The 20215-nt window shown below is 73.2% G+C and carries 22 protein-coding genes; 15 read left to right on the forward strand and 7 right to left on the reverse strand.

Translation table 11 applies throughout. From position 1 onward, the window contains the following. Positions 1-44 precede the first annotated feature (44 nt). Positions 45-2402 carry an RNA degradosome polyphosphate kinase gene (locus BIV28_RS10845; RefSeq protein ID WP_076261761.1) on the reverse strand — a complete coding sequence of 786 codons (2358 nt, stop codon included), beginning with the start codon at positions 2400-2402 and terminating at the stop codon, positions 45-47. A gap of 114 nt (positions 2403-2516) precedes the next feature. Further along, the gene (gene mshD, locus BIV28_RS10850; RefSeq protein ID WP_083707248.1) at positions 2517-3458 is read right to left on the reverse strand and encodes a mycothiol synthase; all 942 of its coding nucleotides are present in this window, start codon (positions 3456-3458) and stop codon (positions 2517-2519) included. Between the two features lie 163 nt (positions 3459-3621). On the opposite strand from mshD, the gene BIV28_RS10855 reads away from it, so the two are divergent. Beyond that, positions 3622-5415, forward strand: a complete 1794-nt coding sequence (locus tag BIV28_RS10855) for a bifunctional metallophosphatase/5'-nucleotidase (RefSeq protein ID WP_076261763.1) — start codon at positions 3622-3624, stop codon at positions 5413-5415. 79 nt (positions 5416-5494) lie between these two features. Here BIV28_RS10855 and BIV28_RS10860 read toward each other — a convergent pair whose 3' ends face one another. Continuing rightward, a complete protein-coding gene (locus BIV28_RS10860; protein ID WP_076261765.1) occupies positions 5495-6181 on the reverse strand; it encodes a response regulator transcription factor in 687 nt (228 codons plus the stop codon). A gap of 66 nt (positions 6182-6247) precedes the next feature. Here BIV28_RS10860 and BIV28_RS10865 point away from each other — a divergent pair, with 66 nt between their 5' ends. Together BIV28_RS10865 and BIV28_RS10870 are read left to right on the forward strand one after the other, a co-directional pair. Further along, on the forward strand, positions 6248-6574 hold the full coding sequence (locus BIV28_RS10865; RefSeq protein ID WP_083707249.1) for a MoaD/ThiS family protein: 327 nt from the start codon (positions 6248-6250) through the stop codon (positions 6572-6574). A 6-nt stretch (positions 6575-6580) separates the two neighbouring features. Beyond that, on the forward strand, positions 6581-7426 hold the full coding sequence (locus BIV28_RS10870; RefSeq protein ID WP_076261766.1) for a hypothetical protein: 846 nt from the start codon (positions 6581-6583) through the stop codon (positions 7424-7426). A 78-nt stretch (positions 7427-7504) separates the two neighbouring features. Here BIV28_RS10870 and BIV28_RS10875 read toward each other — a convergent pair whose 3' ends face one another. Then, on the reverse strand, positions 7505-7876 hold the full coding sequence (locus BIV28_RS10875; RefSeq protein WP_076261768.1) for a DsrE family protein: 372 nt from the start codon (positions 7874-7876) through the stop codon (positions 7505-7507). 23 nt (positions 7877-7899) lie between these two features. Here BIV28_RS10875 and BIV28_RS10880 point away from each other — a divergent pair, with 23 nt between their 5' ends. The 9 genes from BIV28_RS10880 to BIV28_RS10920 all read left to right on the forward strand — a co-directional run bounded on the left by BIV28_RS10880 (position 7900) and on the right by BIV28_RS10920 (position 14387). Continuing rightward, on the forward strand, positions 7900-8397 hold the full coding sequence (locus BIV28_RS10880; RefSeq protein ID WP_076261770.1) for a heme-binding beta-barrel domain-containing protein: 498 nt from the start codon (positions 7900-7902) through the stop codon (positions 8395-8397). 43 nt (positions 8398-8440) lie between these two features. Then, entirely contained in the window at positions 8441-9493 is a 1053-nt protein-coding gene (gene ygfZ, locus BIV28_RS10885; RefSeq protein ID WP_076261772.1) for a CAF17-like 4Fe-4S cluster assembly/insertion protein YgfZ, read from the forward strand. A gap of 76 nt (positions 9494-9569) precedes the next feature. Further along, the gene (locus tag BIV28_RS10890; protein WP_076261774.1) at positions 9570-10424 is read left to right on the forward strand and encodes a beta-keto acid cleavage family enzyme; all 855 of its coding nucleotides are present in this window, start codon (positions 9570-9572) and stop codon (positions 10422-10424) included. Between the two features lie 110 nt (positions 10425-10534). Next, complete coding sequence (locus BIV28_RS10895; RefSeq protein WP_076261775.1) at positions 10535-10921, forward strand: helix-turn-helix domain-containing protein; 387 nt, start codon at positions 10535-10537, stop codon at positions 10919-10921. Position 10922: 1 nt separating this feature from the next. Beyond that, positions 10923-11888, forward strand: a complete 966-nt coding sequence (locus BIV28_RS10900) for a hypothetical protein (RefSeq protein ID WP_076261777.1) — start codon at positions 10923-10925, stop codon at positions 11886-11888. A gap of 89 nt (positions 11889-11977) precedes the next feature. Further along, positions 11978-13000 carry an asparaginase gene (locus tag BIV28_RS10905; RefSeq protein ID WP_207555923.1) on the forward strand — a complete coding sequence of 341 codons (1023 nt, stop codon included), beginning with the start codon at positions 11978-11980 and terminating at the stop codon, positions 12998-13000. Between the two features lie 15 nt (positions 13001-13015). Further along, the gene (dtd, locus tag BIV28_RS10910; RefSeq protein WP_076261778.1) at positions 13016-13441 is read left to right on the forward strand and encodes a D-aminoacyl-tRNA deacylase; all 426 of its coding nucleotides are present in this window, start codon (positions 13016-13018) and stop codon (positions 13439-13441) included. 76 nt (positions 13442-13517) lie between these two features. Next, entirely contained in the window at positions 13518-13832 is a 315-nt protein-coding gene (locus BIV28_RS10915; protein WP_076261780.1) for a DUF2516 family protein, read from the forward strand. Positions 13833-13931: 99 nt separating this feature from the next. Continuing rightward, on the forward strand, positions 13932-14387 hold the full coding sequence (locus tag BIV28_RS10920) for a phosphomannose isomerase type II C-terminal cupin domain (RefSeq protein WP_076261782.1): 456 nt from the start codon (positions 13932-13934) through the stop codon (positions 14385-14387). Between the two features lie 123 nt (positions 14388-14510). Here the strand turns inward: BIV28_RS10920 and BIV28_RS19735 are convergent, their stop codons facing one another. Continuing rightward, the gene (locus tag BIV28_RS19735) at positions 14511-15506 is read right to left on the reverse strand and encodes an MEDS domain-containing protein (protein ID WP_207555924.1); all 996 of its coding nucleotides are present in this window, start codon (positions 15504-15506) and stop codon (positions 14511-14513) included. Between the two features lie 118 nt (positions 15507-15624). Further along, positions 15625-16419 carry a class I SAM-dependent methyltransferase gene (locus BIV28_RS10935; RefSeq protein WP_076261783.1) on the reverse strand — a complete coding sequence of 265 codons (795 nt, stop codon included), beginning with the start codon at positions 16417-16419 and terminating at the stop codon, positions 15625-15627. A gap of 136 nt (positions 16420-16555) precedes the next feature. Between BIV28_RS10935 and mshA the strand changes: the two genes are divergently transcribed. From mshA to BIV28_RS10950, 3 genes are read left to right on the forward strand one after another with little or no spacing between them, the layout of a single operon-like run. Then, positions 16556-17872: a D-inositol-3-phosphate glycosyltransferase gene (gene mshA / locus BIV28_RS10940; RefSeq protein ID WP_076261785.1), complete on the forward strand. Its 1317-nt coding sequence runs from the start codon at positions 16556-16558 to the stop codon at positions 17870-17872. After that, positions 17869-18390, forward strand: coding sequence for a type III secretion system chaperone family protein (locus tag BIV28_RS10945; protein ID WP_076261787.1), 522 nt, complete (start codon positions 17869-17871; stop codon positions 18388-18390). Before mshA ends, BIV28_RS10945 begins: the two co-directional genes overlap by 4 nt. Positions 18391-18414: 24 nt before the next feature. Further along, positions 18415-19158 (forward strand): phosphoglyceromutase, encoded by a 744-nt coding sequence (locus BIV28_RS10950; protein WP_207555925.1) that lies wholly within the window; start codon positions 18415-18417, stop codon positions 19156-19158. A gap of 76 nt (positions 19159-19234) precedes the next feature. Here BIV28_RS10950 and phoU read toward each other — a convergent pair whose 3' ends face one another. After that, entirely contained in the window at positions 19235-19951 is a 717-nt protein-coding gene (gene phoU, locus BIV28_RS10955) for a phosphate signaling complex protein PhoU (RefSeq protein ID WP_076261790.1), read from the reverse strand. Positions 19952-20215: the final 264 nt, after the last annotated feature.

The following is a 20215-nucleotide window of genomic DNA, read 5'->3' on the forward strand; positions in this document are numbered from 1 at the left end:
CGTCGGGCCCACGGGGGCAGGCACGGGAGACTCCCGCGGTGGCGTCAGCGTCGCCGGGCCTTGCGGCGACGCTTGTCGTGCCGCTCGATGAGCGTGGCCTGGAGGTCGTCGAGGGGCTCGCCGTCCTCGTTCTGGTGGTAGCGCACCCACCGGCCGTCGGAGCCGAGGTCCCAGCGCGAGGTCGAGTCGGCGAACGCGAGGTCGATGAGGTCGGCGAGCTCGAGCACGTGGCCCGGGTCGGTGATGCGCACGAGGGCCTCGACGCGTCGGTCGAGGTTGCGGTGCATCATGTCGGCGCTGCCGATGTACACCTGCGGGTCGCCGCCGTGGTCGAACCAGAAGACCCGCGAGTGCTCGAGGAAGCGGCCGAGGATGGAGCGCACCCGGATCGTCTCCGAGAGCCCCTCGACGCCGGGGCGCAGGGCACAGATGCCGCGGACCCACACGTCGACGCGGACCCCGGCCATGCTGGCCCGGTAGAGGGCGTCGATGACGGCCTCGTCGACCATGGCGTTCGCCTTGATGACGATGCGCCCCCGGCCGTCCCCGCCGCGAGAGCGGTGGATCTCGATCTCCTGCTCGATGAGGTCGACGAGCCCGGAGCGCGCCGTGCGGGGCGCGACGAGGAGGCGCTTGAACTTGCTGCGCGGGGCGAACCCGGAGAGGAGGTTGAAGAGGCGCGAGAGGTCCTCGCCGACCTGCGGGTCGGTGGTGAAGAGGCCGAAGTCCTCGTAGACGCGGGCCGTCTTCGGGTTGTAGTTGCCGGTGCCGATGTGGCAGTAGCGCACGAGGCCGTCGGACTCCTGACGCACGACGAGGCACAGCTTGGCGTGGGTCTTGAGGCCGACGACGCCGTAGACGACGTGGACGCCCGCCTCCTCCAGCTTGCGGGCCCAGCTGATGTTGTTGACCTCGTCGAAGCGGGCCTTGATCTCGACGACGGCGAGCACCTGCTTGCCGGCCTCGGCGGCGTCGATGAGGGCGTCGATGATGGGGGAGTCGCCGGAGGTGCGGTAGAGCGTCTGCTTGATCGCGAGGACCTTCGGGTCGTTCGCGGCCTGCTCGATGAAGGCCTGCACCGACGTCGAGAACGAGTGGTACGGGTGCTGGACGAGCACGTCCTTCTGGCGCACGGCCGCGAGCAGGTCGATGGCCTTGGCGCTCTCGGTCGGGGCGAAGTCGGGGTGCGTGCGCGGGAAGAACTTCGGGAACTCGAGGTCGCTGCGGTCGACGTCGGCGATGGTGAACAGGCCGCGCAGGTCGAGCGGGGTGGGCAGCCGGTAGATCTCGCGGTCGCTGATCTGCAGCTCGCGGCTGAGCATGTCGAGGACCTTGGGGTCGATCTCGTCCTCGACCTCGAGGCGGATCGGCGGGCCGAACCGGCGGCGCGTCAGCTCCTTCTCGAGCGCGGTGAGGAGGTTCTCGGCGTCGTCCTCCTCGACCTCGAGGTCCTCGTTGCGGGTGACGCGGAAGGAGAAGTGCTCCTGCACGAGCATCCCGGGGAAGAGCTGGTCGAGGTGGCTGGCGATGACGTCCTCGAGCGGCACGAACCGCTTGCGCTCGACCTCGGAGTCGATGTCCTCCTCGACGAGGATGAAGCGCGGCAGGCTCGGCGGCACCTTGACGCGGGCGAAGTGCTCGGAGCCGGTCTTCGGGTTCTGCAGCAGCACCGCGAGGTTGAGCGACAGCCCCGAGATGTAGGGAAACGGGTGCGCGGGGTCGACGGCGAGCGGCGTCAGCACCGGGAAGACGCGGTCGGCGAAGAAGAAGTGCAGCGGCTCGCGCTCCTCGTCGTCGAGCTCGTCCCAGCGAACGATGGTGATGCCCTGCTCCTCGAGCTCGGGGCGCACCTCGTGCTGGAAGACGGCCGCGTGCTGGAGCATCAGCTCGTGGGCCAGGCGCGCGATGCGCTCGATGAGCTCGCGCGGCTCGATGCCGGCGGCGGTGCGCACGGCGAGGCCGGTGGCGATGCGGCGCTTGAGCCCGGCGACGCGCACCATGAAGTACTCGTCGAGGTTGTTGGCGAAGATCGCCAGGAAGCGGGTGCGCTCGAGCAGCGGCACGGCCGGGTCCATCGCCAGCTGGAGCACGCGCTCGTTGAACTGCAGCCACGACAGCTCGCGCTCGAGGTACCGGTCGGCGGGCAGCTCGTCCTGGGCCTCGTCGGGCGCGGCGCCGCCGACGAAGCGGCCGTTGGCGGCGCGCGTCGGGATGCGTCGGGCGTGGACGGTGCTCGTGAAGGAGCTGACCTCGGCGCCCTCGACGAGGGCCTCCTGCCCCTCGCGGCCGGCCTCCGGGGCCCGGTCACGGCCCTGCTCACGGTCCTGCTCACGGTCCTGGTCGTGGCCGTGCTCGCGGTCCTGCTCGGCGACGTCGGTCGGGGTGAGGCTGCCGGTGCTCATGCGCTCATCGTGGCACCGTTCGGCCACGCCGGGGTGAACTCGTCCCAGCCGCCGGGCACCTCACACGTGCCGGCCGCGCGAACCCCACCCGCCCCGCGGAGGCGACCGGACGCGTCAGGGCCGCGCGAACTGGCGGTGCACCTCGACGTCCTCGAAGCCGAGGCCCCGGTAGGTGCGCACCGCCGCCGTGTTCTCCTCGTCGACGTAGAGCACGACGCGTGCCAGGCCGAGCGAGCGCAGGTGGTCCAGCCCCAGCACGGTGACGGCCCGGCCCAGGCCCTCTCCCTGGTGCTCGGGGGACACCGCGACGACGTACACCTCGCCGACGTCGCCCTCCGGCGGGTCGACCTTCGTCCAGTGCGAGGCGACGAGCCGGGCGGGGTCATCGGCCCGGACCACGAGCAGCAGGCCGTCCGGGTCCCACCACGGCTCGGCCGTGCGCTGGTCGAGGTCGGCGCGCGTCAGCGACCCCTGCTCCGGGTGGTGGGCGAAGGCCGAGGCGTTGAGGGCCAGCCAGGCGTCCTCGTCGCGCCCGGGCTCGAAGCGTCGCACGGCGTACCGCTCGGGGACGACCGCCGCGGGCCACCCCGGGCCGTCGACGAGCGAGCGACCCATGACGTGCAGGGAGCGGACCGGGCGCAGGCCGTTCGCGGCCGCGAACGCAGCAGCGCCCTCGCCGGCGGGGCCCGACGCGTGGCTCCACACCCGCGCGTCCGGCGGGAGAGCCTCGAGCAGCCAGGTGCCGACGCCGGTGCGCCGCGCCGACGGGGCGACGACGAGCTCGGCCGACGGCGGCTCGCCCGGCGCGCCGTCGCGCACCTGTGCGTAGCCGACGACGCGTCCGCCGGAGCGGGCCACGACGTGCCGCGCGCCCTCGCTCGAGGCCGCGCGCAGCGCGAGCTGGAACTGCTCGGACAGCGGCGACGAGCCGTCCGCGTCGGCGGCCTCGGAGGCCACCGCGAGCGACTCGGCGACGTCCACGGCCGACAGGGGGCTCGACGCGTCGTGGACCGTCACGTCGAGGTCGGTCGGGTCCGGGGCGGTCGGGTCCGTCATGGCGCCGATTCCACCACACACCGGACCCCCCGACCGCGGGGCCGGGGACGAAAGCCGCAGTTGACAAAGCGATGCGCGCCAAGCGCCCCGACGGTCGCTGCCGCGCACTACAGTCCGTCGCGTGCCCCCGGCACGCAACGTCACTGCCAGACAAGGGGAGATCATGTCCCGTTCCACCCGCCGTATCGCCGGCGTGGGCATCGCAGGCATCTGCGCGGCCGCGCTCGCGGCACCGGCCCTCGCGGCCCCGTCCGCCGCGGCGCCCGACGCTCCGGGCAAGACCCAGTTCAAGATCCAGATCCTGTCGTTCAACGACTTCCACGGCAACCTGGAGCCGCCGAGCGGTTCCAGCGGCCGTATCCAGACCGGTCCCGCGTCGACGCAGACCACCGACGTCGGGGGCGTCGAGTACCTCGCGGCGCACCTCAAGGCGGCCCGTGTCGGTCACGACAAGACCGTCACCGTGGCGGCCGGCGACATGGTCGGGGCCTCCCCGCTGCTGTCCGCGGCCTTCCACGACGAGCCCACCGTCGAGGCGCTCAACAGCCTCGGCCTCGAGGCCACGTCCGTCGGCAACCACGAGTTCGACGAGGGCTACAAGGAGCTGCAGCGCCTGCAGAACGGCGGCTGCATCGACGACGGCGACGGCGCCAACAACCAGAACTCCTGCCCCGCCGGCACGTTCACCGGTGCGAAGTTCCAGTACCTCGCGGCCAACGTCGTCGAGAAGGCCACCGGCAAGACGATCCTGCCGCCCTACTGGGTCAAGAACTTCAACGGCGCCAAGATCGGCTTCATCGGCATGACCCTCAAGGACACGCCGACCATCGTCACCGCCTCGGGTGTCGCGGGCCTGCAGTTCAACGACGAGGTCGAGACCGCCAACGCGCTCGTGCCCGTGCTCAAGGCCCAGGGCGTCAACGCCATCGTCGTGCTCGTCCACCAGGGCGGCACCCCGCCGGCCAACACGCCCTACGACTACACGTGCAAGGGCGGCGGCACGCTGTCGGCCGACTCGCCGATCATCCCGATCGTCAAGAACCTCGACCCGGCGATCGACATGGTCATCTCGGGCCACACGCACCAGCCGTACGTGTGCGCGATCCCGGACTCCAACGGCGTCCCGCGCCTCGTCACCTCGGCCTCTTCGTTCGGCCGTCTGTACAACGACACCGAGGTCACCTACGACCGTCGCACGTCCGACATCGTCCGTCCGACCGAGGCCGACTCCGTCAACAACCTCGTGACGCGCACCATCGCCCCGGACACCGCCCAGACGGCGCTCATCGCCAAGTACAAGGACCTCGTCAAGGCGATCGCGAGCAAGATCATCGGCACGATCTCGACCGACATCGTGCGCACGCAGAGCGCCGCCGGTGAGTCCCCGCTCGGTGACCTCATCGCCGACGCCCAGCTGGCCGACACCTCGGTCGTCCCGAGCGGCCAGACGGCGCCGGTCGTCGCCTTCATGAACCCGGGCGGCATCCGCACCGACCTCACCTACGCCAGCTCGAAGTATGGCGAGGCCCCCGGGGCCATCACCTACGAGGAGGCGTTCAACGTCCAGCCGTTCAACAACTACCTCGTGTCGATGAACCTCACCGGCCAGCAGATCTATGACGTCCTCAACCAGCAGCGCACCGGCAAGAACGCCGGCAGCGCCGCGAAGATGCTGCAGGTCAACAAGGGCTTCACCTACACGTGGAGCACCGCGACCCAGCAGGTCGTCGACGGCACGGTGGCGATCAACGGCACGCCGGTCAGCAAGACGGCGTCCTACCGCATCGTCACGAACAACTTCCTGTCCGACGGCGGCGACAACTTCCCCGCCTTCCAGGGCGGTACGGCCAAGTACTTCGGTGGGCTCGACATCGACGCCTTCGCGAACTACCTGTCCAAGCCGGAGAACGCCAACTACGCGCCCGCCCCGGCGACGCGCATCAGCGTGGTTCCCTGACGGCGGCGACGCCTGCGACGCACGACGCGTGGCCCGGACTCCCCAGCGGGGGTCCGGGCCACGCCCGTTCCCGGACGCCTCACGCGGTGGCGTCGGCGCGGTCGGGCACGAGGCGGTAGCCCACGTTGCGCACCGTGCCGATGAGGGCCTCGTGGTCGGGGCCGAGCTTGGCGCGCAGCCGGCGCACGTGCACGTCGACGGTGCGGGTGCCGCCGTAGTAGTCGTAGCCCCAGACCTCCTGGAGCAGCTGGGCGCGGGTGAAGACGCGTCCGGGGTGCTGCGCGAGGTACTTGAGCAGCTCGAACTCCTTGTACGTGAGGTCGAGCGGCTGGCCGCGGAACCGGGCCGAGTAGCTCGCCTCGTCGATGACGAGCTCGCCCGAGGTGATCGGCAGGTCGAGGTCGGCGTCGTCCTCCTGGCCCTTGGTCATCGCGAGGCGCAGGCGCGCGTCGACCTCGGCGGGGCCGGCGGAGTCGAGGATCACGTCGTCGAGGCCCCACTCGGCCGTGAGACCAGCAAGGCCGCCCTCGGTGAGGACGGCCAGGAGCGGGGTGCCGATGCCGGTGGTACGGAGCACCCGGCACAGCGACCGGGCACTGGCCAGCTCCCGTCGCGCATCGACGAGCACGACGTCGCAGTCCGGCGCGTCGACGAGGGCCGTGGCCTCGGCGGGCAGGATGCGGACCGTGTGGCTGAGCAGCCCGAGCGCGGGCAGCACCTCGGCGCTCGGAGCGAGCGCGTTGGTGAGCAGCAGCAGGCGGGCCATCTCATGCAGGATAGGCGAGACTGGTCGGGCCCGGACCGAACGGCATGAACGATGAGACGGAGTCCGATGACCTCGAGCCAGACCTCCCCGGCAGCCACCGACGCCCCCGTGGCCGCAGGCACCGTCGGCGCTCCCGCGCCCGCGGCGGCCCCGGCGTCCGGCGTCACGGTGCGCTACTGGGCGGCGGCGCGCGCTGCGGCCGGCACCGACTCCGACGTCCAGCCCGGCGACACCGTGGGATCGGTCGTCGACGCCGCGGTGGCGGCGCACCCCGGGCTCGAGCGCGTCGCCCGCGTCGCCACGTTCCTGCTCGACGGGCGCAAGGTCGGCCGCGAGACGTCGGTCCCGGCCGGCGCGACGGTCGAGGTCCTGCCGCCGTTCGCCGGCGGGTGATGCACAATGGCCCCCGTGCCCGACGACCCCACGGCGGCCCAGCCGGCCGACGGACCCGCCCCCGCTGACCCCGGCGGCCGGCCCGAGGGCACGCTCCACGTGCCGATCTCGCCGGTCGGGGCCGACCGCGTCCGGTGGGTCGCCATCGGGGTGACGCTCGTCGGGGCGCTCGCGCTGCTCCCCGCGTTCGCCTCGGGCTACGGGGCGACCCTCGCCCTCACGCTCGTACTCGCCCTCGTCACCGCCTGGGGCTGGCCGGTGCTCTCGGGCTCGGCGACCCCCGACGCCACCTCGGTCGTCCTCGCCCTCTCGGCCGTCGCCGTGGTGCTGAGCGCCGTGCGCGACGACCTGCGCTGGGTCGCCGCCGCCGTCGCGTTCGGCATCCTCCTGTCGTTCTCGGCCCAGCTGCTGCGGCGCACGGGCCGCGAGGGTCTCGTGCTGACCCTCCTGTCCTCGTTCGGCGGCCTGGCCGTCATCGCCTCCGGCACCACGGCCGTCGTCGCGGCCGACACCGGTCGGGGTCGCGCCGTCGCCGTGGTGGCGATGGCCGCGGTGGCCGCGGCCCTGCTCGCCGACGCCGTCGCCGCCGTGCGGGTGGCCGCCCCGGCCCTCGGGCTCGTGGCGCTCGTGGCCGCCTCGGTCGTCGCGATGCTCGTGTCGACGCGCGTCGACGAGGTCGGGCTCGCCGGCGCGTTCGGCATCGGCGCGGCCGTCGGCACGGTGTCGTGGTCCTTCCGCCGCGTGCTCGCGCTCGAGCCGGCGATGATGACGCTGCGCGGCCAGGTGGGTGCCGGCGCCGGGTCGGTCCTGGCCGTCGGCGCGGTCGTGCACCTCTTCGCCGTCTTCTCCTGACCCGCCCTACACCGTCGAGAGGTCACGTTCGGTCGGCTCCCGACCGTCGAGAGGCCACGATCGGTTCCTGCGACGTGGTCAGTAGACGAGGGCCTGCGCGCCCGGGGCCATGACCTCCTCGACGAACGCCGCGGCCCCGCGGATGACCGCACCCTCGACGAGCCGGTCCTCCGTGAGGTCGCGCCGGGCGGCGCACTGGGTGCACACCGTGAGCCGGCCCCCGGCCAGGACGGCCTCGCGCAGGTCGACGATCGAGGCGGCGTGCGGCAGCTCGAACGCCTCGGCCCGCCCGGGCACCGCCATCCACGACGCCTCGCCCGTCAGCCACAGCGACACCTCGACGCCGCTCGCCACCGCCGTGGCCGCGACGGTGAACGCCTGCGACAGCCGTTCGGGCGCCTCGACGCCGGAGGTGACCTTGACGACGAGCGAGCGGGCGGGGGAGTCCATGGGCTCAGGCTACGATTCCGGGCATGTTCAACCTCGACCAGGACATCCCGGAGCCGCTGCGACCCCTCGCCTGGCTCATCGGACGCTGGGAGGGCGCCGGGGTCGTCGGCTACCCGACGATCGAGTCGGCGCACTTCGGCCAGGAGATCGAGGTGAGCCACGACGGCCGCGGCTTCCTCAAGTGGGAGAGCAAGGCGTGGATCCTCGACTCCGAGAACGGCGCCAAGGTGCGCCCGGCCGCCGTCGAGTCCGGCTTCTGGCGTCCCCTGGACAACGGCGAGGTCGAGCTGCTCCTCGCCCACCCGACCGGCATCCTCGAGCTCTACTACGGGAAGATGGAGCCGGCCAAGATCGAGCTGCGCACCGACGGCGTCCTGCGCTCGCCGGGCGCCAAGGAGTACAACGCGGCCACCCGCCTGTACGGCCTGGTCGAGTCCCAGCTGATGTGGGTCATGGACATGGCGGCCGTCGGCCAGGACATGCAGAGTCACCTCTCGGCCCAGCTCAAGCGCGTCGAGTGACGGCCCCGCGGAATGCAGCCCCCGCGCCGCTCGTTCCACCGACATGAGTGACGTCGACGTGCCCGCAGCACCCGCCCGCGCGAGCCACCGCAGCCCGCTCCTCGACGCGCCCCGCGCGGTCGCGGGGGAGGGGCTCGAGGCCGGGGTGGCCGTGCACTACGGCGACCCGATGCGTGAGCAGCGCCTCCTCGAGGAGGGCCTGGCGGTCGTCGACCTGTCGCACCGCGACGTCATCACCGTCACCGGCCCGGACCGGCTCAGCTGGCTGCACTCGCTGACCACCCAGCACCTGCTCGGCCTGGAGCCGCGGCAGTCGCGCGAGGCCCTCGTGCTGACGCCGAAGGGCCACGTCGAGCACTCGCTGCACCTCGTCGACGACGGCACGACGACGTGGGTCACCACCGAGCCCGGCGCGGGCCCGGCCCTGGCCGGGTGGCTCGACAGGATGCGCTTCATGCTCCGCGTCGAGGTCGCTCTCGTCACCGACGACTGGGCCGTCCTGGGCGAGCCCCACGCGTCGGAGTCGGTCGAGGGCGAGCCGCTGGCCTGGCGCGACCCGTGGCCTGACCTCGTCGGCGACACCACGGCCTACGGCCCCACCGAGGGCCATCCCGGAACCGAGCGGTCCTGGCGCGAGGTCATCGTGCCGCGCGCGGATCTCGTTGCAGCCGTGGGTGATCGGCCGCTCGCAGGGCTGTGGGCCGCGGAGGCGCTGCGCGTCGCCGCCTGGCGCCCGCGGCTCGGCCTCGAGACCGACCACCGCACGATCGTGCACGAGGTCGACTGGCTGCGCACCGCCGTGCACCTGCACAAGGGCTGCTACCGCGGGCAGGAGACCGTCGCGCGCGTGCACAACCTCGGCCGGCCGCCGCGTCGGCTCGTCTTCCTGCACCTCGACGGCTCGGGCCACACCCTGCCGGCGCGGGGCAGCGAGGTGCTCGCGGGCGACCGCGTCGTCGGCCACCTCACGTCGGTCGGCCGCCACCACGTCGACGGGCCCATCGCCCTCGCGATCGTCAAGCGCAACACCGACCCCGGCCTCGAGCTGCTCGTCGACGGGCTGTCGGCCGCGCAGACCGTCATCGTCGCCCCCTGACGCCGCCGCCCGGGTGCCCTGACGCGTCGGGCCGTTCGGGCCAGTCGGGAGCGGCCCGCGCTGGCAGGATGACGCCATGAGTCCTGCACGCAGCGCCGCGAGCACCCTGATCACCGTCGCGCCCACCGGCGCCGAGACCGCGAAGGCGGACGTCCCGGCCCTGCCGACGACGCCGGAGGAGCTCGTCGAGACGGCCGTCGCGTGCGAGCGGGCCGGCGCCGGGCTCATCCACATCCACGTGCGCGACCGCGACCACCAGCCGACGCTCGACCGGGTGCTGCTCAAGGAGGCCGTCGACGCCGTGCGCGAGGCCACCGACCTCGTCGTGCAGCTCTCGACCGGCGGTGCCGTCACCGACCCGCTCGAGCAGCGGCTGACCGTTCTCGACGCCGACCCCGACTCGTGCTCGCTGACGTGCGGCACGACGAACTTCGGCGACGGCGTCTTCCTCAACCCGTGGGGGTTCATGGTCGACCTCTACCGGCAGGCGCAGGAGAGGGAGGTCGTGCCGGAGTTCGAGCTGTTCGAGCTCGGTCACGTGCACGCGCTGCGCCGGCTCATCGACGAGTGCGGGCTGCCCTACGGCGGCAAGGTGCACGTCGACTTCGTCACCGGCGTCCCCGGGTCGATGCCCGGGACGCCGCAGGCGCTGCTCGCCGGCGTCGCGATGCTGCCCGAGGAGGTGACGAGCTGGTCGGCCACCGGCATCGGCCGGGCGCACCTGCCGATCGTCGCCGCCGCGCTGTCGGCCGGGGGTCACCTGCGGGTCGGTATGGAGGACAACCTGATGTTCGCCAAGGGCCAGCCGGTTGCCCACAACAGCGAGCTCGTCTCTCGCGCAGCCGAGCTCGCGACGCTGATGCAGCGGCCGCCGATGTCGACCGTCGAGGCGCGCGCCGTCCTCGGCATCAGGGACCGCCGCACCCGCTGACCTCCCGCTGGCCTCCCACCGGCCTTTCACGTGGCCGGCCCGCCGAGTGTGGGACGGCTCACGCTGCCTGGGGTTTGCATTCTGCTTGCTCCAGTTAGCACAATGGAGGGGTGAGCAAGCTTCCGCTACCCGACCTCGGGGCGTACCTGCGCGAACAGCGCGAGAACGCCCAGCTGTCGCTGCGCCAGCTCGCCGAGATGGCCGGGGTCTCCAACCCGTACCTGTCCCAGATCGAGCGAGGCCTCAAGCGCCCGAGCGCCGAGATCCTCCAGCAGATCGCCAAGGGCCTGCAGGTCTCGGCCGAGTCGCTCTACATCCGGGCGGGGATCCTCGACGAGCGGGTCGGCGACGACCCGGTCACCGCCCCCGACGTGCTCACCGCGATCGCCGCCGACCCGGTCCTCACCGACCGCCAGCGAGGCGTCCTCGTCGAGATCTACCTGTCGTTCGTCGGCACCGCCGCCGCGACCCCTGACGTCACCCAGAAGGAGAAGTGAGATGGCACTGACCAAGAAGATCACCAAGGCCGTCAAGGACGCCCAGAAGCAGGCCGAGGCCGCCGTGGCCGACGTCCGCGGGCAGATCGACGGACGCATCCCCGAGGTCACCGTCGACCCGACCCCGTTCTACGCCGTCGTCGGCGCCGCCAACCTCGCGATCGCCACGGTCCGCACCGCCGGCGAGCAGCTCGACGCGGGGCGCAAGCAGGCCAAGAACGTCGACCTGCGCAAGGGCGCCCGCAAGGAGGCCGACCAGCTGCAGAAGGACCTCCAGAAGCGCATCGTCGACCTCCAGGCCCGCACCGCCGACCTGCAGCGCATCGCCGCGACGTACGCGGACCGCTTCGTCGCGCAGGCCCAGGAGCTGCCGGCCCACGTGCTCAACCAGGGCTTCGTCCTCGCGAGCAACGCCAAGGACCAGTACGACGCCGCCGCCGCCCGCGGCGAGAAGGTCGTCACCGACGCCCGCGCCCAGGGCCAGCGCGCCGCCTTCGACGCCGTCGAGAAGGGCAACGCCGTCATCGCCCGCGGTCGCCGCGTCGCGAGCACCGCGACCGCCGAGGGCGAGAAGGTCGCCCAGAGCGTCCTCGGTGCCGTGTCCGACGACGCCGCCACGGTGACCGCCCAGGTCGAGAAGTCGGCCGCCGCCGTCGAGAAGGCCGCGGCGCCGGTCCCGGCCACGCGCACCGCCGAGCACGAGAAGGCCCTCCGCTCCGCGGCCGCCAAGAAGTCGGCGGCCACCCGCAAGGCCGACGCCGTCGAGTCGACGACGACCCGCAAGGTCGCCGCCCGCACCTCCTCGCCGGCCAACGACGCCGAGACCACGACCGGCTCGACGAAGACCGCCTCGCGCAAGACGGCGGCCAAGAAGTCCGCCGTCAAGAAGTCGACGGCCAAGAAGGCCGCCACGGCCAAGACCGCCGCGAAGAAGACCGCAACGAAGGCCACGACGACCCAGTCCTGACCCGACCCGCACCCGCTCGCACGAGGGCCGTCACCGATCCGGTGGCGGCCCTCGCCGCGTCACCGGGCCCCTCCGGCATACTGCGGGTCGTGTCCGACCACGCGCAGACCCCGTCCGCCAACGCCCCCGACGCGACGCCCGACGCGACGCCCGTGTCGCCGGCCCTCGCCGACGCCCCCGTCGTCGCGCACGTCGTGCGCGCCGGCTTCGTCGAGTCGGTCCACCACGGCACCGTCGTCGTCACCGCCCCCGACGGCTCGGTCGAGCTCGAGGTGGGCGACGCGTCGGGCCCGGTGTTCCCGCGCAGCTCGAGCAAGCCGCTGCAGGCGCTCGCCATGCTCCGCTCGGGCCTGCAGACCGACGACCTCCACCTCGCGCTCGCGTGCTCGAGCCACTCCGGCGAGGACTTCCACGTCGCGGCCGCCCGCGAGATCCTCGCCGGTGCGGGTCTGACCGAGACCGACCTGCAGAACACCCCGGACTACCCCTACGACGAGGCCGCCCGCATCGCCTGGATCGCGAACGGCCTGCCCAAGCAGTCGATCGTGCAGAACTGCTCGGGCAAGCACGCGTCCATGCTCGCCACCTGCGTGACCAACGGCTGGGACCTCGCCACCTACCGCGACCCGGCCCACCCGCTGCAGGTCGCCGTGGCCGACACCGTGCGCGAGCTGTCCGGCGCCGAGCCGGGCGCGGTGGCCGTCGACGGCTGCGGCGCCCCGATCCACGCCATCCCGCTATCGGCGCTGGCCCTCGCCTTCGGCCGCCTCGCCGCAGCCACCGACGGCCCCGAGGCCCGCATCAGCGCGGCGATCCGCGCCTACCCCGAGTACCTCGGCGGCACCCACCGCGACGTCACGACGCTGATCCGCGGCGTCGACGGCCTCGTGGCCAAGGACGGCGCCGAGGCCGTCTACGCGGTCGGCCTGCCCGACGGCCGCGGCGTCGCCGTCAAGGTCGCCGACGGGTCCTCGCGGGCGCGGCCGGTCGTCCTCGCGGCCGTCCTGCGCCGCATCGGCGTCGACGCCGAGGACACCCTGGCCGCCCTCGAGCACCAGCCGGTCCTCGGGCACGGCCAGCCCGTCGGCTCGGTCGTCGCCGTCGGCATCTGAGGCGGGGCGACCCACGTGCGTGCGGTCCTCCAGCGCGTCACCAGCGCCCGCGTCGAGGTCGACGGCGAGGTCGTCGGCGCCATCGACCGGCCCGGGCTGCTCGCCCTCGTCGGCGTGACCCACGGCGACGGTCCCGAGCAGGTCGAGCGGCTGGCCCGCAAGATCGCCGAGCTGCGCATCCTGCGCGACGAGCAGAGCGTGCTCGACACCGGCGCACCGGTGCTCGTCGTCAGCCAGTTCACCCTCTACGCCGACACCCGCAAGGGCCGGCGTCCGTCGTGGGGCGCCGCGGCACCCGGTCCCGTGGCCGAACCGCTCGTCGGCGAGGTCGTCGCGGCGCTGCGGTCGCGCGGGGTCGAGGTGGCCGAGGGCCGCTTCGGGGCGATGATGCAGGTCTCGCTCGTGAACGACGGACCCGTGACGCTCGTCGTCGACGCCTGAGGCGGCCCCGGGCTGGGCGTCCGCTGGGAGACCGCTGGACGGGTTCGGGCCCAGAGACGCGGGTTACGCTTCCACCATGCAGCTCTACTACGGGTTCCAGAGCGTCGTGCAGCTCGTCCTCGGTGTCGTCGCGCTCGGCTGCGAGGTCTGGGCCTTCGTCGACGCGCTCCGGCACCCGGAGGGCGCCTACGTCGCCGCGGGCAAGCGCACCCGCACCTTCTGGCTCGTCCTGCTCGGCGTCGCCCTGGCGCTGGGCTTCGTGACGGTCCTCAACCCCCTCAGCCTGTTCGGCCTGCTCGGGTTCGTCGGGGCGGCGGTCTACCTCGCCGACGTCCGGCCGGCCCTGCGCCAGGTGCGCGGCCTCGGCGGGCGGTCCGACCGCCCCTGGTGAGGCGCGAGCCCGGCCCCGGCCGGCGATCTCGCACGCCGTCGGGCGCAGGCACCGCTGCCCATGGGGCACACTGGTGCACTCACAACCGATAGGAGAACCATGTCCGACCAGCAGCCTGCTGCTGCCGTCGTCGACGACGTCGACGCGCACCTGCACGACGCGCGTCCGTCGCACGGACCTGACGAGTACGACCTCGGCGACCGCAACCCCACCGAGGACATCTTCGTCGCCGAGCGGCCGTGGGGACGGTTCCAGCAGTTCGTGTCGAACGAGCAGGTCACCGTGAAGATCATCACGGTGCAGCCCGGGCACCGGCTCTCGCTCCAGCGTCACGACCACCGCGGCGAGATGTGGCAGGTCCTCGACGTGCCGATCGACATCACCGTCGACGACCGGCAGTGGACCGCCGGCCCGGGCGAGACCGTCTGGGTCCCGCGTGGGGCCACCCACCGCATGGGCAACTCCGGCGACCAGCCGGGTCGCCTCCTCGAGGTCGGCTTCGGCCACTTCGACGAGCACGACATCGAGCGCCTCGAGGACGACTACGCGCGCTGAGCGCGACGCGTCGAGCATCCTCACGTGCCGCTGGACCCCTGGGGTCCGGCGGCACGCGCGCGTCCGGCCCCGTGCGTCCGGCCCCGTGCGTCCGGCCCCGTGCGTCAGCGCCGGCGCCGCGGGTCAGTCCGACAGGTCGAGGTCGGCCCAGACGACCTTCCCGCCGGGCAGCGACTGCGCGCCCCACGTGCCCGACAGCGCCTCGACGATCTCGACGCCGCGCCCGTCGACGGCGTCCGCCGAGCGCTCGCGACGCTCGAGCGGGGCGTCGGTCGCGTCCTCGACGCCGATGCGCACGCCGCCGTCGCGCCGCTCCACGAGGGCCCGGAACGGGGTCACGGCGTGGGAGAGCGCGTTGGTCGCCAGCTCCGAGACGATGAGGGCCGCGTCGGTGGTGAGGCCGTCGTGGCCCCACGAGCGCAGCACGTCGAGGACGAAGTGACGCGCGGCCGGCACCGACTCGGGCAGCGGCTGGTACACCTGCGAGTACGCGTGGGTCAGCCCGAGCTGCGGGGTCACCCGTGGTGCGCCGGGTTCGCCGGACGCGCCCGCCCGGGCAGCCGGGTCGACGTGCAGGTCGACGTGCAGGGCCGTGATGCGGGCGACGTCGACGAGCTCGGCGTGGTCGACGATGCGGCCCGGGTAGGCGCAGACGAGCTGGAAGCCGTAGGCGTCCATCGCCTCGGCCCAGTGCAGCTCGAGCTCGATCGCCGCCTCGACGAGCCCGCGCTGCCACAGCAGCGACAGGGTCTCGCTGAAGACGCGGACGCGGCGGCCGCCGGAGACCTCGGGGCCGACGAGCGTGCGCGCCATGCGCCAGAAGGCGTCGACGTCGAAGCGTCCGTCGAGGACGAAGCCGGCGATCGAGGCCTCGGGGTCGCGCGGCCAGTACCGGGCGGAGGCCACCTCGGCGGCAGGATCGCAGCCGAGCCTGGCGAGCGCGCCCTCCACGCGTCGCCGTAGGTCCGTCGTGCAGATCGAGACGACGCACTCGTCATGGTCCCAACCGTCGGCGACGTACCTCGCCACGGCCGTGACACCCTCGTTGTCGAGTGCGTAGAAGCTCACTCCACGACCCCGCCCCCACGCGGCCATGCCGCCCTGCGACATGTCGCTCATGCTACGCCCGGGCTCCACGCCGGCGGCGGACCGCGGACCCGGGAGTTTTTCGTCCGGGTTGGGGGGCTTCGGGCGGTCCATGTGGTTCGGGGGTCGGCCGCGTCGGGGCCAAGGGGACTCAGGCGGGGGCGACGGCCTCCCAGGCCACCGTGAGCTCGCCGAGGCGCCATCGCGAGGGACCGTCGAGAAGCGGCCACTCCTGCCGGACCTCGCGGGCCATGGCGAGGAAGCGCTGCCGCGCGCCCCACGACGACTGCGGCGCGCTGCGCGCCCAGGCCCGGTCGAGGTCGCCGAGGAAGGCGTGCACGCGCTCGCCGGGCACGTTGCGGTGGATGAGCGACTTGGGCAGGCGCTCGGCGACGTCGGAGGGCCGCTCGAGCCCGCCCATCCGCAGCGACACGGTGAGGCTGAGCGGCCCGGACGCGTCGACGGCCACCCAGCTGGCCCGCCGCCCGATCTCGTCGCACGTGCCGTCGACGAGGAGGCCGCCGGGGGCGAGGCGCTGCTGCACGAGCGCCCAGGCGTCGGCCACCTCGTCCTCGGCGTACTGGCGCAGCACGTTGAAGGCGCGCACGACGGTCGGGCGGGCGCCGGCCTCGAGGGGCACCTCGAAGCCGCCGAGGCGGAAGGTGAGGCCCTCGCGCTCGAGCGGCCGTCCCGCCGCGACGCGCGCCGGGTCGATCTCGACGCCGACGACCTGCACGTCGGGGCGCACCCGACGCAGCCGGTCGTGCAGCTCGACGGCGGTGATCGGCGAGGCGCCGTAGCCGAGGTCGACGACGACCGGGGGGCCGGGGCTGCGGCGCAGCCGCCAGGCCTGCGGGCCGGCGAGCCAGCGGTCGCAGCGCCTGAGCCGGTTGGGGTTCGTCGTGCCCCGGGTGATGGTCCCGACGGGGCGAGCGCGGCCGGCCACGCCCGCAGCCTACGCGGGCGACCCCGCCGCCCCCGAGTCGACGGGTGCGCCGGAGGGGCAGGTCACCGGCGACCGCGGAATACATCGAATCGGCGGGATGGTTGTGTCGGGGAGAGCAGGGACCACAGACGAAGGGATGCCGACGGTGGCCGATCCGAGACGGGTCGCGATGATCAGCGTGCACACCTCGCCGCTGGAGCAGCCCGGCACGGGCGATGCCGGCGGCCTCAACGTGTACGTCGCCGAGACGGCGCGCCAGCTGGCCTCCCGCGGGGTCGAGGTCGACATCTTCACCCGGCGCACCACCGGCGACGTCCCGGTCGAGGCCGACCTCGTGCCCGGCGTCCGCGTCCGGCACGTCACGGCGGGGCCGTACGAGGGCCTCTCCAAGGAGGACCTGCCCGGACAGCTGTGCGCCTTCTCGGCCGGCATCATGCACGCCGGGCTGTCGGTGCCCGAGGACCACTACGACCTCGTCCACAGCCACTACTGGCTCTCCGGCCAGGTCGGCTGGCTCGCCGCCGACCGCTGGCGCGTCGCCCTGGTGCACACGATGCACACGATGGCCCGGGTCAAGAACCTCCACCTCGCCGAGGGCGACGCCCCGGAGCCGCGCGGGCGCGAGATCGGGGAGGTGCAGGTCGTCGAGGCCGCCGACCGGCTCGTGGCCAACACCGACGACGAGGCCCGCGAGCTCGTCCAGCTCTACGACGCCGACCCGGGCAAGGTGTCGGTCGTGCCGCCCGGCGTCGACCTCGAGACGTTCACGCCCGGCGACCGGTCGCAGGCGCGCAGCGAGCTCGGCCTGCCCGTCGACGGCCACCTGCTGCTCTTCGTCGGGCGGATCCAGCCGCTCAAGGCCCCCGACGTCCTCGTGCGCGCCGCCGCCGAGATGGTCCGCCGCGACCCGACGCGTCGCGAGCGCCTCACCGTGGCCGTGCTCGGTGGCCCGAGCGGCTCGGGCCTGGCCCGGCCCCGCGACCTCGAGGAGCTCGCCGCGGCCCTCGGCGTCGCCGACGTCGTCCGGTTCGTCCGCCCGGTGGCCCGACCCGAGCTCGCGCGCTGGTACCGCGCGGCCGACGTCGTCGCCGTCCCCAGCTACTCCGAGTCGTTCGGCCTCGTCGCGATCGAGGCGCAGGCCTGCGGCACCCCCGTCGTCGCCGCCGACGTGGGTGGCCTGCCCACGGCCGTCGGCGACGCGGGCCTCCTCGTCCCCGGCCACGACACGGGGGAGTGGGCCGACGCCCTCGACGCGCTCCTGCTCGACGAGCCCCTGCGCGCCCGGCTGGGTCGCCGTGCCGTGCGCCACGCCGCCGGGTTCGGGTGGGCCGCGACGACCGACCGCCTCCTCGACGCGTACCGTCGGGCCATGCGAGCCCGCAGCGACGCACCCGACTCACCCATCGACGACGGCGAGAGCCTGACCGGCGTGCCCACCGCGGTGATCCCGTGACGGCACCCGCCGAGGGCGTCCGCGCCGACGCGGAGGCCGGTCTCCGCGGCTACCTCGACTCCGTCGACCTCGAGTGGGAGCTCGGCGGGCGCGCGGGCGAGTACGTCGTGACCCTGCCCGGGGAGAAGAAGCTCAAGACCGTCGTGTCCCTGCTCGTGCGCGACCGCACGACGAGCGTCAGCGCCTTCGTCATCCGCAACCCCGACGAGAACCACGAGGCGTTCTACCGGGCCCTGCTGCGCAAGAACCTGCGGCTGCAGGGCGTCGCGTACGCCATCGACACCGACGGCGACGTCTACCTGCGCGGGGAGGTGCCGACGGTCGCGCTCGACGCCGAGCACCTCGACCAGCTCTTCGGCATCGTGCTCGCCGCGAGCGACGACGTCTTCAACGAGCTCCTCGCGCTCGGCTTCCTCGGCTCGATGAGGAAGGAGTGGGCCTGGCGCGTCTCGCGCGGCGAGTCGACCCGCAACCTCGACGCCTTCCGTCACCTGCTGGACGACGCCTCGGAGGCCTGAACGGCCGTCGCTAGGCTGGCGCGCATGACCTACACGCTCGTCCTCGTCCGCCACGGCGAAAGCGACTGGAACGCCAAGAACCTCTTCACCGGCTGGGTCGACGTCGACCTGACCGACAAGGGCCGCGCCGAGGGCGTGCGCGCCGGGCAGCAGCTCAAGGAGGCCGGCATCCTGCCCGACATCGTGCACACCTCGGTGTTGCGCCGGGCCATCACGACGGCCAACCTCGCGCTCGACGCGGCCGACCGCCACTGGATCCCGGTCAAGCGCGACTGGCGGCTCAACGAGCGGCACTACGGCGCGCTCCAGGGCAAGAACAAGAAGCAGACGCTCGAGCAGTTCGGCGAGGAGCAGTTCATGCTGTGGCGCCGCTCCTACGACGTGCCGCCGCCGGCGATCGACCCCGAGGACGAGTTCGCCCAGACCCACGACGCGCGCTACGCCGGGCTCGGCGAGGCGATGCCGGCCACCGAGTGCCTCAAGGACGTCGTCGCCCGGATGCTGCCCTACTGGGAGAACGAGATCCAGAACGACCTCGCCGACGGCCTGACGGTCATGGTCGCGGCGCACGGCAACTCGCTGCGGGCCCTCGTCAAGACGCTCGACGACATCTCCGACGAGGACATCGCCGGGCTCAACATCCCCACCGGCATGCCGCTCGTCTACGAGCTCGACGACGACTTCCGCCCGGTGACCCGCGGCGGTCGCTACCTCGACCCCGAGGCCGCCGCCGAGGCCGCCGCCGCGGTCGCCAACCAGGGCCGCTGACGACGCGCACCCCCGAGCACCTCGAAGGGCCACCTCCCATGGCGGGAGGTGGCCCTTCGACGGTGCGGCGGACGCGTCAGGCGTGGGAGTCGTGCTCGATCGACTCGAGCACGTCGGCGTCCTCGGCGTCCTCGTGGTCGTAGCTGACCTCGGAGTCGTACTCGCCGGTGACGAGGTAGATGACGCGCCGCGCCACCGAGACGGCGTGGTCGGCGAAGCGCTCGTAGTAGCGGCCGACGAGCGTCAGGTCGAGGATCGAGCTGCGCGACCACGACGTGTTCTCGTCGAGCAGCGCCGCGAAGAGCTGCCGGTGCAGCTCGTCCATGGCGTCGTCGTCCTTGTCGAGGGCGATGGCCGCCGCGACGTCCTTGCTCGCGATGATCGAGCCGCACTTGGCCACGATCGACTCGGCGACCTGGCCCATCTGCAGGATGTGGGCGCGCAGCTCGGGCGGCACGGCGGAGTCGGGCGTGCGCAGCCGCGCCACCTTGGCCACGTGCCGGGCGAGGTCGCCCATGCGCTCGAGGTCCGAGCTCATGTGCATCGACGTGACGACGATGCGCAGGTCGGTCGCCACGGGCTGCTGCCGGGCGAGGAGGTCGATGGACCGCTCGTCGAGCTCGATGCGGATGTCGTCGAGCTTGCGGTCGGCCTCGATGACCGACTCGGCGAGGTGGACGTCCGCGTCGAGGAGGGCGGTCGTCGCGCGGGAGATGGCGGACCCGGCCAGGCGGGTCAGCTCGACGAGCTGGTCCGTGATGGTGTCGAGGTCCTCGTGGAACTGGTCGCGCATGCTCTTCCTGTCGCTAGCCGTTCTGGGCCGTCTCCGGCCCGGCGTGGGCACCGGGGCGTGCGGCTCGTGGTGCGGGGCCGCCGACACGGTGGCGCTGCGGACACGTCCCAGCGTCCTTCCCACCCTGCCACTGCGCGGCGCTCGACACACGGCCGACACGACCCTGTCCCGCAGAGGGTGGCACCGCTGCGTGAACGGGTGGGTGCGCCAAGGTGAACACTCGGTTCCTGGCCCGCGTGCGGGCCGTCCACGCGTCCGGAGCAC

It is taken from the genome of Intrasporangium flavum (genome assembly GCF_001956915.1).
Classification (GTDB): domain Bacteria; phylum Actinomycetota; class Actinomycetes; order Actinomycetales; family Dermatophilaceae; genus Monashia; species Monashia flava.